This is a genomic window from Micromonospora sp. M42 (genome assembly GCF_000568915.1).
GTDB lineage: Bacteria > Actinomycetota > Actinomycetes > Mycobacteriales > Micromonosporaceae > Micromonospora > Micromonospora chalcea.
In genome coordinates this window covers 787,984-800,703 of sequence record NZ_KK037233.1, presented here as the reverse complement: position 1 = coordinate 800,703, position 12,720 = coordinate 787,984, and the positions used below count along the sequence as shown (strand labels likewise).

Below are 12,720 nucleotides of genomic sequence, written 5' to 3'. Positions count from 1 at the left end.
CCGGCGTGACCCGGCCCGGCGCAGCGTGCGGCGCAGCAGCGAGGCGGTGAACGGGCGGATGTGCAGCCACAGATAGGGGTGCAGCGGGTCGACCTGGCGTGGCGCGCGGCCGGCGAGGAACGCCAGCCGGTCCTGCACCGGCGCCAGGTTCGGGGTGGTGAGCACCAGCAGCCCGTCCGGCGCCAGCACCCGGTGGCACTCTCGCAGCAGCGCCAGCGGGTCGTACACGTGCTCGATCAGCTCCCCGGCGAGCAGCCCGGCGAAGCTGCCGGCGCGGAACGGCAGCCCGCGGGTGGCGTCCAGGCAGACCGGCAGCGCCCGGCCGCCGGTCACCGCGCGCGCCGCGCCCAGCGCCGCCTCGGCCATGTCGGCGAGCACGAGCGGGCCGGGCAGCGCCGCCGGGTCGAGCATGCCGCGCGGTCCGCAGCCCAGTTCCAGCACCGGCCCGCCGCCGGTCACCCCCTCGGTCACCAGCCGGGCCGCGACCGCGCGGCGCACCCTGTGGTACGGGTCGTCGACGTACCCGTCGACCTCCGCGCCGTCGTGGTAGCGGCGGTGGTTGGCGTGCCGGCCGTGCGCCTGCGCGCGGTGCGACGACGTCCCGGTCGGCGGCTCGGCCATCACCCCTCCAGAGCGGACGCCGGCCCCGTCGGCGGCGTCCGCTCCAAGCCTCGCACCGGTCACGCCCGGCGGCGCGCATCCGGTCCGTGATGCGCGCGCCCGGTACGTCAGATCGCCCGCGCCCAGTCCAGCCGGGTGCTGTCGTCGTACTCGTCGCCGGGTATCCACCACTGCTCGCCGAAACCGCTGGTGGACACGATGATGTTGCCGCCGTCGGGGTACTCGTTCTCCGGCGGGATCGACAGCGCGGCGCAGTAGCGGCCGTCCGGGGAGAACACCGGGGACAGGTAGAACCGGGGTTCGTCGGTGAGCTTCTTCAGCCCGGTCCCGTTGATCCGCACCGAGGCGAGCGACTGGTTGAGCGTCCCCAGGTCCGGATACCAGCGGTCGGTGCAGAACACCACGCGCCCGGAGTCGGGCATGAAGACCGGCGAGCCGAACCGCTCGCCGGCCAGCGGTGTGTAGATCGGCCGCGCCCTGCCGGTCGCCAGGTCAGCACGCGCAGCTGCGGCCCCTCGGAACGGCTGCGCCACCGCAGGGCGATCGAGGAGCCGTCCCGGGACCAGTCCGGGTCGGCCATGGTGTGCCCCTCGACCAGCACCCGGGTGGCACCGGTCGCCACGTCGACGGCGATCAGGCGGTCGTTGTCCTGCCCGGTGACCAGCGCGATCTCGGTGCCGTCCGGCGACCAGGTCGGCGCGCCGTAGCGGACGCCGAACGGGTCGGCGAGCAGCGTGCGCTTCTGGCCGGTGGTCCGGTCGTACACCGCGACGAACGGCTCCAGCGTGCCGTCGCCGGAGCGGGCCGTGTTGACCCAGGCCACGTACCGGCCGTCGGGCGAGGTCTTGGCGTGGTCCCCGTTCGGCAGCAGCTCCCGCGGCGTGGTGCGGCCCGGGTCGACCTGGAGCACACCCCAGCCGACGCTGACCAGCCACGGCCCGTTGACCGGCTCGGCGGCGGCCGCGCCGTGGGACGTGGCGGCCAGCCCGGTCGCGGCGGCCAGCCCGGTCAACGCGGCGGTACGCAGCAGGGCACGACGATTCAACGCTGTCATTCGACAACCCCCGTGAGAGACGTGGCCCCCACCCTCCCGAGTGGATCGACCGACGGGAATCGGGCGAGCGGCCGCTTCACGTTCGGCTGCTCGTCCATCACCGCTGGTGAGACCGGCGAGGACCGGTACGCTCGCCCCGATGACCTCCGACGCCCTGCGCCGCGCCCTCACCGAGCCGGGTGACCCGCCGCTGCTCCCGCTGCCCGGCGTGGCGGTCGAGCTGCTGGCCGCCCTCGCCGCCCCGCCGCGCCTGGGCGCGCACCTGCGGCTGGTGCACGACGTCGCCTGGCACCTGACCGCCGCGTTCGCCGACCGGTTCGCCGCGGTGCCGTTCGACAGGCAGGCGGTGCTGTTCGGCGCCGCGGTGCACGACCTCGGCAAGGTCGAGCATCCGGCCGAGCTGACCGGCCCGGGGTCCGCGCACGAGGAGGCGGGCTACCAGTTGCTGCTGCGCTTCGGCGTACCGGAGGAGCGGGCCCGCTTCGCCGTCACCCACGCCGCCTGGCACTCCCCCGGCGTACAGCTGGAGGACCTGATGGTCAGCCTGGCCGACAAGGTGTGGAAGGGCCGCCGGGTCGCCGACCTGGAGCAACTCGTGGTCGACCGGCTCGCCGGCATCACCGGCCAGGAGCGCTGGCAGACGTTCCTGGACCTGGACGACGTGCTCGCCGAGCTGGCCGCCGGCGCGGACCGCCGGCTGGCGTTCCAGGCCGAACATCCGGTGTACGGCTGACGCCGGACCGAGGACGGCGATGAGTCCGGTGCCGGTGCGCGGTCTTCGGTGAGTCGGTGTTCTCCGAGTCTCCGGGAGGAAGCATGAGCACCAGCGAAGCGCGGGGCCGGGTGCGGGCGTTCGTCACCGTGTCCCTGGACGGCTACGTCACCGGTCCCGACGACCACGCGGGCCAGGGGCTCGGTGCCGGCGGCGAGCGGCTGCACTACTGGGTGATGGGCGGGCCATGGACGTACGACACGCCACGCGAACCCGGCGCCGGCATGACCGCCGAGGACCGCGCGTACTTCGACGAGCTGCTGGAGGGTGCCGGCGCGGCGCTGTGCGGCCGGGGCATGTACGACGCCGCGGGCGCCTGGGGCGGCCGGAACCCGTTCGAGGCGCCCCTGGTCGTGCTCACCCACCGCACCGCCGACCAGCCAGATCCGGACGCGGGTTTCCTCATGGTCGACGGGTTCGACGCGGCGCTGGCGGCGGCCCGGCGTACGGCCGGTGACGGCGCGGTGGTCATCGGCGGGGGCGCCGACGTCATCCGGCAGGCGCTCGCCGCCGGCGTGGTCGACGAGCTGGGCCTGTCCACCGCGCCGGTGATCCTCGGTCGCGGAAAGCGGCTCTTCGAAGGCTTCGACCGGGACGTCGACCTCGAGATCCGCGCGGTGCACCACTCGCGGTACGCCGTGCACGTCCGCTACGCCGTCACCCGCCGCGCGAGCGATACCGATTGACTTTCGATAGGTTCCGCGCGATAGTCGATGCATGCTTACGGCGCAACGCGCGGTGACACCACTCCGCGCCTTCCTGGTCCTGCTGTTCGCGATCCTGGTGCTGTTCCAGACCATGTCGCTGCCCGGCCAGTTCGCCCACATGGCCCGGGAAGACCCGGACATGGCGTACCTGCGATGGCCCGCCACCGCGGTCACGGTCTTCTGGGTGCTCTGCGTCCAGGTGGTGATCGTCTGCACCTGGCACCTGCTCACCCTGGTCAAGCGCGACCGCATCTTCACCGAGGCGTCCCTGCGCTGGGTCGACGGGATCGTCTGGGCGGTCGCCGCCGCCTGGGTGGTGCTCGTCGGGGTGTTCCTCTATGTGGGCTTCAACGCCGACGACCCCGGGCTGCCGCTGCTGCTGTTCCTGCTGGTCACCGGCGTCAGCGTGCTGGGGCTGCTGATGGTCGTGCTGCGCGCGCTGCTGCGCCAGGCCACCACGCTGCGCACCGACATGGAAGCGGTGATCTGATGCCGATCGTCGTGCGCATCGACGTGGAGCTGGCCAAGCGCAAGATGAGCGTCGGCGAGTTCGCCGAACGCGTCGGGCTCACCCCGGCCAACGTCGCCGTGCTCAAGAACGGCCGCGCCAAGGCCGTCCGGTTCAGCACCCTGGAGGCCATGTGCCGGGTGCTCGACTGCCAGCCCGGCGACCTGCTCGAATGGGTCCCCGACGAGGAGGAGCGATGAGGCACCTGGCCGCCGCCGTGGCGGTGCTCGCCGTCGTGCTCGGCGTCGCCGGCTTCGTGTACGGCGAGGCCGACGACTCCCCCGGCCTCCAGCTCCTGTCCGCGCTGCTCGTCATCGGCGCGGTAGCCATCGGCGTACGTGTCGCCCGGCGTACCCGTTAGGGCCGGCGCCCCCTCGACGCCGGCCCTGCCGCTCAGCCCTTCACGCAAACGACCTGCTTGAGGTGGGCGACCACCTCGACCAGGTCCTCCTGCTGGGCCATCACCTCGGTGATGTCCTTGTACGCGCCGGGAATCTCGTCCACCACACCGGCATCCTTACGGCACTCCACACCGGCGGTCTGCGCGGCCAGATCCGCCGTGCTGTACGTGCGCTTCGCCTGCCCCCGCGACATCCGCCGCCCGGCGCCGTGCGACGCCGAGCAGTACGCGTCGACGTTGCCCTTGCCGCGCACGATGTACGACCCGGTGCCCATCGAGCCGGGGATGATGCCCAGGTCCCCCTTACCGGCCCGGATCGCGCCCTTGCGGGTCACCAGCACGTCCACCCCGTCGTAGCTCTCCTCCGCCACGTAGTTGTGGTGGCAGGAGATCGGCTCGTCGTAGCGCACGTGCGGGAACGCCTCCCGGACCACCTGGCTCAGCAGGGCGAGCATGACCGCCCGGTTACGCCGGGCGTACTCCTGCGCCCACCACAGGTCCCGCCGGTACGCCTCCATCTCCGGCGTGCCGGCGAGGAACACCGCGAGGTCCCGGTCCGGCAGGTCGGTGTTGTGCGGCAGCCCGCGCGCCACCGACATGTGCCGCTCGGCCAGTTCCTTGCCGATGTTGCGGGAACCGGAGTGCAGCATCAGCCAGACCCGGCCGTGGTCCGGGCCACCCTGCTCCAGGCAGACCTCGATGAAGTGGTTGCCGCCGCCGAGCGTGCCGAGCTGCCGCTGCGCCCGCGTCTCGAGCTGGGCGACCTTCCGGTCCAGCGTGGCGAACCGCCGCCAGAACTCGTCCCAGCCGGCCTGCTCCAGGCCCCGGACCCGCCGCGGATCGACAGCGTCGTCGCGCATCGCGAAGCCGACCGGGATCGCCGCCTCGATTGCCGAACGCAGCGGCGCGAGGTCGTCGGGCAGGTCGGCGGCGGTCAGCGAGGTCCGCACCGCGGACATGCCGCAGCCGATGTCCACGCCGACCGCGGCCGGCGACACGGCCTGCCGCATCGCGATCACCGAGCCGACAGTGGCGCCCTTGCCGAAGTGCACGTCCGGCATCACCGCGACGCCCTGCACCCACGGCAGCGCGCCGATGTTGCGCAGCTGCCGGGCCGCCTGCGCCTCGATCGTGTACGGGTCGGTCCAGACGCGGACCGGCGCCCGGGTACCGGCCAGCGGGGTGAAACCCATCGTCGTCTCCTTGCTCGTGTCCGTCGGAGATAGGTACCCCGGAAACGGAGAACCGCCCTGCTCCGGTGTCGGGGCGGGCGGTTCGCGCGGATCGTCGCGCCGGCGCTAGACGCGCCACCACCCTGGTTGCCACTGCCGTTCCCGACCCGTGCCCGGCTCGGGCAGCAGGGCACCGGCGCGCGGCGCTTGCCGCTCGGCGCGGGTGCGGTTCTGCTGCGACACGGTGGACTCCCTGGTGGATCAGATCGACGTTGCCCGCTCACCGTACGGGCGCCGCGCACCGGCGGCAACGCGAATTTGCGACAGCACTGAACCTTTCCGCGCACGCGCTGATTACCAGGAGCTTCACGTGAGTGACCAGCGAAAGACCCGTCAGGACGGAACCTGGGCAAGCCTGAGCACGTATTCGAATCCGCGTTTCTGCGCGGGCGAATCCACCATTGGCAGGATCAGCGCCGGTATGCCGGCGGCAACCGATCCGCCGTCGCCGGCGGGATGATCACCGACCATCAGGGTCTGGCCCGGTGCGGCATGGAGGGTTTCGAGGGCGGCGACCCAGATCAGAGGGTCCGGTTTGACGAAGCCGACCTCGTAGGACAGGACGAACGCATCGACATAGCCGTCGAGTCCGTGCCGCGCAAAGCATGTGCGGATGTCCCAGCCGACGTTGCTGACGACGCCGATGCGAACACCGCTGTCACGCAATGCGGACAGGGTGGCGACGGTGTCGGCGTACGGCTCGACTGCTTCGGCGTGTGTTTCGTGCATGGCCGATGCCAGCGCCTGGTCCACCCCAGGAATCTGTTCCAGCACAGCGAGGATCGCCCGATCCCAGAATCGCGGGTCCAGATCTCGGGCGATGTGGGCCGGATCCGTGGCCGTCTCCCGCAACAGTTCCGCGAAGTCGCCGGCAATACGGTGCGCCTCGCCGACAGCCAATGTCCGGTCGATCGATGCCGCCGCGTTGCCCACCCAGCGCTCCGAGTCTCTGGCGAACAGAGTCCACGCGAAGTCGAACAGTACTGTCGTCACGCGCCTGGCGGTCATCGCATCACCCTAGATCGACACGGCGCGTCCGGGAGCGGCGGTCGACCTGGATCGGGCCGGGCCAGGGTGCCCGGCCTCAGCCGGCCTGCGCGACCGGGTGGCGCCGCATCTCCTCCATGAACGGGTAGCGCGCGGTCAGCTCGGCGAGCGTGATCCCCGCCCGCCAGGCGGCCGCCACCTGCGCGACCTGGAGCAGGTCGGTGGCGTCGCCGCGGGCCTGGACGTCGCCGTCCACCCTCAGGTCGATCATGAAGTAGCGGGCCTGGGAGCCGAGGCTGACGCAGACCACGCCCCGGGGGGAGGTCATCTCGGCGCAGGTGAAGCGGCTGCGCCCCTGCTCGGGCGCGGAGACCGCGCCGACGTCGAGCTGGTGCGCGGCGGCGGTCGCCACGAGCGCGGGGGCGAGACCACCCGGCTCGACCAGGTCCGGGTAGAGGCGCACACCCAGTGCGGCCGACACGTCGCTCATGCCTGACTCCCACTTCCTTGTGACAGAGACCAGCAGCGCGCAGGTTACGGGTGTGTTACCGGCGCGCACGGCCATCCTGTCCCGTACGACCGTCCGGGGGCAATAGGAACGCCCTCATCGAACCCCTGCGAGGTACGCTCCCGCCTCATGGCGCACATCCGGTGTGACTTCTTCTCCGAGGCGCTCGGCGTGGGCACCTCGATGACGGTGCTGCTGCCCGACCCGGGCGCCGCCGGGATCGGCATGGCGGGTTCCGGCGCCGACGGTGACCCGCCGGTGCTCTACCTGCTGCACGGGCTGACCGACGACGACACGGTGTGGACGCGCCGCACGTCGATCGAGCGGTACGTGGCGCCGCTGGGGCTGGCCGTGGTGATGCCGCAGGTGCAGCGCAGCTTCTACTGCGACGAGGCGCACGGCAACCGCTACTGGACGTTCCTCAGCGAGGAGCTGCCCGAGGTGTGCCGGTCGTTCTTCCGGCTGTCCGACCGCCGGGAGGACACATTCGTCGCGGGCCTGTCGATGGGCGGCTACGGCGCGCTCAAGTGGGCGCTGCGCCGGCCGGAGCGGTTCGCGGCGGCGGCCAGCCTGTCCGGCGCGCTGGACGTGACCCGCCGCCGCCACCATCCGACCCACCCGGTCGACCCGGCGGTGTGGCACACGGTCTGGGGCGACGACCCGGTGCCGGCGGACGACGACACGGTGGGGCTGCTGGAGCGCTCCGGCGACGACCGGCCGGCGCTCTACGTCGCGTGCGGCACCGAGGACTTCCTGTACGAGGACAACGTGCGGTTCCTCGACGCGGCCCGCAAGCGCGACGTGCCGGTCACCGTCGACTTCGGTCCGGGGGACCACGACTGGGCGTACTGGGACGCACGCATCTCCGACGTGCTGGCCTGGCTGCCGCTGCGCACGCGCTGAGCGGCCGGACTCAGACGCCGACGGTGCCGTCGATCGCCTCGCGGATCAGGTCGGCGTGCCCGTTGTGGCGGGCGTACTCGTGCAGCATGTGCAGCATGACCAGGCGCAGCGACACGTCCTCACCCCAGCGTGCCTGGTGACCTGTCACGTCGAGCGAGGCGGCCTCCCGCTCGATGCGCCGGGCGTGCTCGATCTCGCGCTGCCACGCCTCGAACGCCTCCGCCACGTCGGCGTCGCGGGCGTCGTACGCCTGCTGGAAGTCACCGGTGTCCGACCACACCAGCGGCACGTCCTCGGCGGCGATGACCCGGCGGAACCAGGTGCGCTCCACCTCCGCCATGTGCCGGACCAGCCCGAGCAGGGACAGCGTGGACGGCGGCGACGCCTGCCGGCGCAACTGCTCGTCGGTCAGCCCCTCGCACTTGAGGGCGAGCGTGGCCCGGTGGAAGTCGAGGAACGCGCGCAGCGACTCCCGCTCCCCGCCGAGCAGCGGCGGGCCGATCCGTTCGGTCTCCATGAACGCCCACCCTAGCCGCAATCGATCATGATGGAACGGCCGCGTCACCGCAGCGACGAACCGGCCACCGGGAAGTCGAACCAGGTGTCCGGGTACGGCTCGTCGACGTAGCGGTAGTGCCACCACTCCAGCGGATAGTTCTCGAAGCCCTGCGCGGACATCAGCCGGCGCAGCAGGTCCCTGTTGTTGCGGGCGGTGTCGCTGATCCGCGCGTCGGCGGTGTGGGCACGCGGGTCGAAGCAGTCGAAGCCGGTGCCCATGTCGATCGAGTCGTCGGCGAAGCGGCGGCCGGCCGGGTCGGTGCAGGGCACCAGCGGCTGGCCGGGCGTGTACCCGGCCTGCGGGGGCCCGGAGACCGGGACCAGGGTCAGGTCGACGGTGCTGCCCCGGCTGTGCGCGGTGGGCGCGCCGATGTACCCGTCGGCGAAGAGCCGGTCCTTCGGCACGGCGGGGTAGAACTCGCCCTTCATCAGCTGTTCGCCGGGGAGTTTCGCCCAGGAGACGAAGTCGTCGGCCGCGCGCTGCGGGCGGTAGCAGTCGTACACCTTGAGGCTGTGCCCGCCGGCGAGCGCGGCGGTCTGCACCCGGTGCAGCGCCTGCGCCGCCGGGCGGGTGAGCAGGCAGCGCGGTTCGGCGTACCCGTCGATCGGGCGGCCGACGAAGTTGTGCGAGCCCGCGTACCGGATGTCGGTGCGGACGGTGGGGTCGACGGTGCTGAGGTCCACGAAGTCGCCGGGGCCCGCGGGCCGGTCGGGGTGGCGGACGGCGGCGCGGACGGCGACGGCGACGGCGCGGGCCGCTGGCAGGCGGCGGCGAGCAGCGCGGTCGCCACGGCCAGGCCCCGCCGTCGCGCGCATGCCGGTGCCCATCCGCCGTGTCTACCAGCCCGGGCGGGCCGGCATCGGCGGAACCGGTGGTCAGGCGCCCAGCACGGTACGCAGGAAGTCCACAGCGGCGGCGTCGTCGTCGATGCCGCCCGCCTCGTGGCCGTTGAACCGCCACACCGTCAGGTCCTTGTCGCCCCGGTAGTCGTGGTAGGCGGCGTAGACCGTGGACGGCGGGACGATCTCGTCCATCAGCGCGACGGAGAACCGGGCCGGCGCGGTGGCGCGGCGGGCGAACGCGACGCCGTCGACGTAGCCGAGCGTGCGCAGCGTCTGCTCCTCGCGGTCGCGGTGCACGGCGAGGTAGTCCCGGATCTCCCGGAACGGCGCCGAGTCGGTGATCGTGATCGCGCGCGGGATGTCGCAGAGGAACGGCACGTACGCCACCGCCGCGCGTACCGAGGGCGCCAGCGCGGCGGCCGCGAGCGCGGCGGCCCCGCCCTGGCTGTGACCGAGAACGGCGATCCGGTCCGGGTCGACTGCCGGCAGCTCACGCGCGGCGTCCACGGCGCGGACCGCGTCGGTGAGGAAACGACGGTAGTAGTACTTGTTCGGGTCCTCGATGCCCCGGGTGGCCATGCCCGGGGCCTGCGGCCCGGCGGCGGCCACGTCCGGGGTGTCGCCCCGGCTCCACCCCGAGCCCTGGCCACGGGTGTCCATCTGGAGGTGGGCGAAGCCGGCCGCGGACCAGAGCAGGTTCTCCAGCGCGTGGCCGCGCCCGCCGCCGTACCCGACGTACTGCACGATCGTGGGCAGCGGGCCGGACGCGCCGCGCGGCGCCCGCAGCCACGCGCGGATCGGCTGTCCGGCGAAGCCGGGGAAGGTCACGTCGAAGACGTCGACACCGGTCAGCGGCGTCGGCAGCGGGGTCGCCGTCACAGGGTCGCCGCACGAGCGCGCCTGTGCGAGAGTGTCAGCCCAGAAGGCGTCGAAGTCGGCAGGCTCGTGCAGGTCGCTGCGGTAGGTACGGAGTTCGGCCTCGGTCAGGTCGGTGAGCACGCCTCGGTCTTCCTCGTCGTTCGTCGGGGGTGGACGGCGAGCCGCCGGAAGATGACTGGCGCATTTCCGGAACGTTTCCGCAACTCGTGCGAACGCTAGGGCCGGTCCGGCCTGTCGTCAAGCCCTCTGCGTACGGCAAGATGTGCGTGGGGCGGGACGGTCTACCGGTCGGTTCCGGCAGCCGGCGAAGGGAACACGGGTGAGCGCGGACGACGAACGCAGGGTGACCATCACCGCGATCGCACGGGAGGCCGGCGTCTCGGTCCCGACCGTGTCGCGCGTGCTCAACGGGCGGTCCGACGTCGCGCCGGACACGCGGGAACGGGTCGAGGAACTGCTGCGCCACCACGGCTACCGGCGCCGGGGCAGCCGTACGGTGCGCCGGGCGGACCTGGTCGACCTGGTCTTCAACGACCTGGACAGCCCTTGGGCCGTGGAGATCATCCGCGGCGTGGAGGACGTCAGTCACGCCGCCGGGGTGGGCACCGTCGTCTCGGCGATCCACCGCGAGTCCAGCTCCACCCGGCAGTGGCTGCACAACCTGCGCGCCCGCGCGTCCGACGGCGTGATCGTGGTGACCTCGCACCTGAGCCCGGCCGTGCAGGCCCAGTTGCGCCGCCTCAACGTGCCGGTGGTGGTGGTCGACCCGGCCGCCGGCGTGGCCGCCACCGACGTGCCGGCGATCGGCGCCACCAACTGGACCGGCGGCCTGGCCGCCACCGAGCACCTGCTCAAGCTCGGCCACCGGCGGATCGGTTTCGTGGCCGGCCCGCCGCACCTGCTGTGCAGCCGGGCCCGGCTGGACGGCTACCGGGCCGCGCTGGCCGCTGCCGGTGTGGCCGCCGACGACCGGCTGGTGCAACCCGGCGACTTCTACCACGCCTCCGGGTTCACCGCCGGTGGCGCGCTGCTCGACCTCGACGAGCCGCCGACGGCCATCTTCGCGGCGAGCGACCAGATGGCGTTCGGGGTGTACGAGGCGGTGCGCCGGCGCGGACTGCGGGTCTGCGACGACGTGAGCGTGGTGGGCTTCGACGACCTGCCCGAGGCACGGTGGGCCTCACCGCCGCTGACCACCGTGCGCCAGCCCCTCGTCGAGATGGGGCGGCTCGCCGCGCGTACCGTGCTGCGGCTGGCCCAGGGTGAGGAGATCGACTCGCCCCGGGTCGAACTGGCCACCGAACTGGTGGTGCGCGACAGCACCGCGGCGCCCGCCTGCCGCTGACCCGGACCGCCACTTTCAGTCCTGTTCCGGAATTTCCGGCTCGCGCAGAACCGGCCCGGTCGACATGGTGGCGGCGGCCGCCGCGGCGTGCCGGCGCCGCCGTGCCAGCAGCACCGCTCCCCCGGCCGCCAGCACCGCGCCCACCGCCACCGTCACACCGGCGCTGGGGGCGGCGCCGGGGCCCGGCGCGCCGCACGCAGGTCGGCGTGCCCGGCCAGGGCCGACGCCCCGCCGCCCGCCGGTGGCGCGGTCCGGTCCAGCTCACCCGGCTCGACCAGCCGCCCGACCGAGGCGTCCCGAGGCTGCGCGAATCCCCAGTCCAGCAGCGCGGCGCCCTGCTGCCAGCCCCGCTGGCTGGTCACCTCGGCGCCGAGCAGCGTGACCACGAGCCGCCGCCCGCCGCGCTCGGCGGCGCCGACGTAGGTGTGCCGGGCCAGGTCGGTGAAGCCGGTCTTGCCGCCGATCGCGCCCGGGTACTGGTCCAGCAGCATGTTGTCGTTGGAGATCGCGAACGCCTTCTTGCGCAGCGCCGGCTGGGCCGGGATCTGCGCCGTACGGGTGGCGGCGTACCGGCGGAAGGCCGGGTTCGCGAAGCACGCCCGCGCGATGAGCGCCAGGTCGTACGCGCTGGTGAACTGGCCCGGACCGTCCAGCCCGGACGGGGTGACCGCGTGGGTCTGCCGCGCGCCGAGCCGGTGCGCCTCCTCGTTCATCGCCCGCACCCCGCCGGCCAGCCCGTCCGGGCCGCCGCCGAGGCGGGCCAGCGCGTTCGCCGCCTCGTTGCCGGAACGCAGCAGCAGTCCCAGCCAGATCGTCTCGATCCGGTACCGCCCGCCCTCGACCAGCCCGACCGCCGAGCTGCCCGGTTCCACGGCCAGATCCCCGGCGGTCACGGTGACCTCCCGGTTCGGGTCCAGCCGGGGCAGCATCGTGGCCGCCAGCAGCAGCTTCTGCACGCTCGCGGGCACCGCGTTACTCGTGCGGCCCGCAGCCGCCGAGCACCGCGCCGCTGTCCAGGTCGGCGACCACCCAGGAGGTGGCGGTGACCGGCGGCGGCGCGGTCGACGCGGGCGGGACGACCAGCCCGGCGGTGTCCAGCGTCGCGCCGCCGACGGCCCGCGCGGCCGGATCGGGCGCGGGCGGCGGCTGCGGCGGCCGGGTCGACGGGGGCGGCACGTTCGGGCAGGGCAGCGCGGCCGGCATCCGGCGTACGGGCGCGCGGACGCCCGCCACCTCGGGCGACTCCGACACCGGCACCAGCAGGGCGGCGGCCAGCGCCACGAAGGATCCCCAGGTCCTCATGACCCGGACGCAAGCCACGCCGACCCGAACGGGCCACCGGCTCCGGTATTCGGGCACCAGCGCCTGTGCCACGCGGTAGGCTCCCCCGCCCGTGCCCGGAT

General features: G+C 73.3%; 16 protein-coding genes and 1 pseudogene. 7 read left to right on the top strand and 10 right to left on the bottom strand.

Annotated features, from left to right (window positions below):
* The 3 genes from MCBG_RS03280 to MCBG_RS03275 form a co-directional block, all read right to left on the bottom strand.
* Window positions 1-621 (bottom strand): class I SAM-dependent methyltransferase (locus MCBG_RS03280; RefSeq protein WP_043323752.1); only part of this gene is annotated, 621 nt, incomplete at its 3' end.
* A 107-nt stretch (window positions 622-728) separates the two neighbouring features.
* Window positions 729-962, bottom strand: coding sequence for a TolB-like translocation protein (locus tag MCBG_RS33570; protein WP_223201035.1), 234 nt, complete (start codon window positions 960-962; stop codon window positions 729-731).
* The gene (locus MCBG_RS03275) at window positions 938-1,675 is read right to left on the bottom strand and encodes a TolB family protein (protein WP_223201034.1); all 738 of its coding nucleotides are present in this window, start codon (window positions 1,673-1,675) and stop codon (window positions 938-940) included. The genes MCBG_RS33570 and MCBG_RS03275 overlap by 25 nt, the downstream gene beginning before the upstream one ends.
* Window positions 1,676-1,814: 139 nt before the next feature.
* Between MCBG_RS03275 and MCBG_RS03270 the strand changes: the two genes are divergently transcribed.
* The 5 genes from MCBG_RS03270 to MCBG_RS32865 all read left to right on the top strand — a co-directional run bounded on the left by MCBG_RS03270 (window position 1,815) and on the right by MCBG_RS32865 (window position 4,023).
* Window positions 1,815-2,408 (top strand): HD domain-containing protein, encoded by a 594-nt coding sequence (locus tag MCBG_RS03270; RefSeq protein WP_043323751.1) that lies wholly within the window; start codon window positions 1,815-1,817, stop codon window positions 2,406-2,408.
* An 83-nt stretch (window positions 2,409-2,491) separates the two neighbouring features.
* Window positions 2,492-3,133, top strand: coding sequence for a dihydrofolate reductase family protein (locus MCBG_RS03265; RefSeq protein ID WP_043323749.1), 642 nt, complete (start codon window positions 2,492-2,494; stop codon window positions 3,131-3,133).
* A gap of 31 nt (window positions 3,134-3,164) precedes the next feature.
* Window positions 3,165-3,644, top strand: a complete 480-nt coding sequence (locus MCBG_RS03260; RefSeq protein ID WP_043323747.1) for a DUF2975 domain-containing protein — start codon at window positions 3,165-3,167, stop codon at window positions 3,642-3,644.
* Window positions 3,644-3,862: a helix-turn-helix domain-containing protein gene (locus MCBG_RS03255; protein WP_030499989.1), complete on the top strand. Its 219-nt coding sequence runs from the start codon at window positions 3,644-3,646 to the stop codon at window positions 3,860-3,862. The genes MCBG_RS03260 and MCBG_RS03255 overlap by 1 nt, the downstream gene beginning before the upstream one ends.
* Window positions 3,859-4,023 carry a hypothetical protein gene (locus MCBG_RS32865; RefSeq protein WP_166455878.1) on the top strand — a complete coding sequence of 55 codons (165 nt, stop codon included), beginning with the start codon at window positions 3,859-3,861 and terminating at the stop codon, window positions 4,021-4,023. The genes MCBG_RS03255 and MCBG_RS32865 overlap by 4 nt, the downstream gene beginning before the upstream one ends.
* 32 nt (window positions 4,024-4,055) lie before the next feature.
* Here the strand turns inward: MCBG_RS32865 and MCBG_RS03250 are convergent, their stop codons facing one another.
* The 3 genes from MCBG_RS03250 to MCBG_RS03240 form a co-directional block, all read right to left on the bottom strand.
* Window positions 4,056-5,255 carry an RtcB family protein gene (locus tag MCBG_RS03250; protein WP_043323745.1) on the bottom strand — a complete coding sequence of 400 codons (1,200 nt, stop codon included), beginning with the start codon at window positions 5,253-5,255 and terminating at the stop codon, window positions 4,056-4,058.
* 372 nt (window positions 5,256-5,627) lie between these two features.
* The gene (locus MCBG_RS03245) at window positions 5,628-6,302 is read right to left on the bottom strand and encodes an HAD family hydrolase (protein WP_043323743.1); all 675 of its coding nucleotides are present in this window, start codon (window positions 6,300-6,302) and stop codon (window positions 5,628-5,630) included.
* Between the two features lie 76 nt (window positions 6,303-6,378).
* Window positions 6,379-6,771, bottom strand: coding sequence for a hypothetical protein (locus MCBG_RS03240; protein WP_043323741.1), 393 nt, complete (start codon window positions 6,769-6,771; stop codon window positions 6,379-6,381).
* Window positions 6,772-6,918: 147 nt separating this feature from the next.
* Here MCBG_RS03240 and MCBG_RS03235 point away from each other — a divergent pair, with 147 nt between their 5' ends.
* Window positions 6,919-7,692 (top strand): alpha/beta hydrolase, encoded by a 774-nt coding sequence (locus MCBG_RS03235; protein ID WP_043323740.1) that lies wholly within the window; start codon window positions 6,919-6,921, stop codon window positions 7,690-7,692.
* Between the two features lie 10 nt (window positions 7,693-7,702).
* Here MCBG_RS03235 and MCBG_RS03230 read toward each other — a convergent pair whose 3' ends face one another.
* Genes MCBG_RS03230 through MCBG_RS03220 form a run of 3 tightly spaced genes read right to left on the bottom strand, consistent with a single transcriptional unit; the run spans window position 7,703 to window position 10,092 of the window.
* Window positions 7,703-8,209, bottom strand: coding sequence for a DinB family protein (locus MCBG_RS03230; RefSeq protein WP_043323738.1), 507 nt, complete (start codon window positions 8,207-8,209; stop codon window positions 7,703-7,705).
* Between the two features lie 44 nt (window positions 8,210-8,253).
* A complete protein-coding gene (locus MCBG_RS03225; RefSeq protein ID WP_223201033.1) occupies window positions 8,254-9,078 on the bottom strand; it encodes a M15 family metallopeptidase in 825 nt (274 codons plus the stop codon).
* Between the two features lie 48 nt (window positions 9,079-9,126).
* Entirely contained in the window at window positions 9,127-10,092 is a 966-nt protein-coding gene (locus MCBG_RS03220) for an acetylxylan esterase (RefSeq protein ID WP_043323736.1), read from the bottom strand.
* Window positions 10,093-10,291: 199 nt separating this feature from the next.
* On the opposite strand from MCBG_RS03220, the gene MCBG_RS03215 reads away from it, so the two are divergent.
* Window positions 10,292-11,317 carry a LacI family DNA-binding transcriptional regulator gene (locus MCBG_RS03215; protein ID WP_043323734.1) on the top strand — a complete coding sequence of 342 codons (1,026 nt, stop codon included), beginning with the start codon at window positions 10,292-10,294 and terminating at the stop codon, window positions 11,315-11,317.
* Window positions 11,318-11,332: 15 nt separating this feature from the next.
* Here the strand turns inward: MCBG_RS03215 and MCBG_RS03210 are convergent.
* Window positions 11,333-12,619 (bottom strand): annotated as a pseudogene (locus MCBG_RS03210) (D-alanyl-D-alanine carboxypeptidase family protein).
* Between the last annotated feature and the right edge of the window lie 101 nt (window positions 12,620-12,720).

Coding starts and splice junctions, on each gene's coding strand:
- MCBG_RS03235 (WP_043323740.1), top strand. CDS start 6,919: ATGGCGCACATCCGGTGTGACTTCTTCTCCGAGGCGCTCGGCGTGGGC.
- MCBG_RS03245 (WP_043323743.1), bottom strand. CDS start 6,302: ATGACCGCCAGGCGCGTGACGACAGTACTGTTCGACTTCGCGTGGACT.
- MCBG_RS03260 (WP_043323747.1), top strand. CDS start 3,165: ATGCTTACGGCGCAACGCGCGGTGACACCACTCCGCGCCTTCCTGGTC.
- MCBG_RS03275 (WP_223201034.1), bottom strand. CDS start 1,675: ATGACAGCGTTGAATCGTCGTGCCCTGCTGCGTACCGCCGCGTTGACC.
- MCBG_RS03225 (WP_223201033.1), bottom strand. CDS start 9,078: ATGGGCACCGGCATGCGCGCGACGGCGGGGCCTGGCCGTGGCGACCGC.
- MCBG_RS32865 (WP_166455878.1), top strand. CDS start 3,859: ATGAGGCACCTGGCCGCCGCCGTGGCGGTGCTCGCCGTCGTGCTCGGC.
- MCBG_RS03230 (WP_043323738.1), bottom strand. CDS start 8,209: ATGGAGACCGAACGGATCGGCCCGCCGCTGCTCGGCGGGGAGCGGGAG.
- MCBG_RS03270 (WP_043323751.1), top strand. CDS start 1,815: ATGACCTCCGACGCCCTGCGCCGCGCCCTCACCGAGCCGGGTGACCCG.
- MCBG_RS03255 (WP_030499989.1), top strand. CDS start 3,644: ATGCCGATCGTCGTGCGCATCGACGTGGAGCTGGCCAAGCGCAAGATG.
- MCBG_RS03240 (WP_043323741.1), bottom strand. CDS start 6,771: ATGAGCGACGTGTCGGCCGCACTGGGTGTGCGCCTCTACCCGGACCTG.
- MCBG_RS03265 (WP_043323749.1), top strand. CDS start 2,492: ATGAGCACCAGCGAAGCGCGGGGCCGGGTGCGGGCGTTCGTCACCGTG.
- MCBG_RS03250 (WP_043323745.1), bottom strand. CDS start 5,255: ATGGGTTTCACCCCGCTGGCCGGTACCCGGGCGCCGGTCCGCGTCTGG.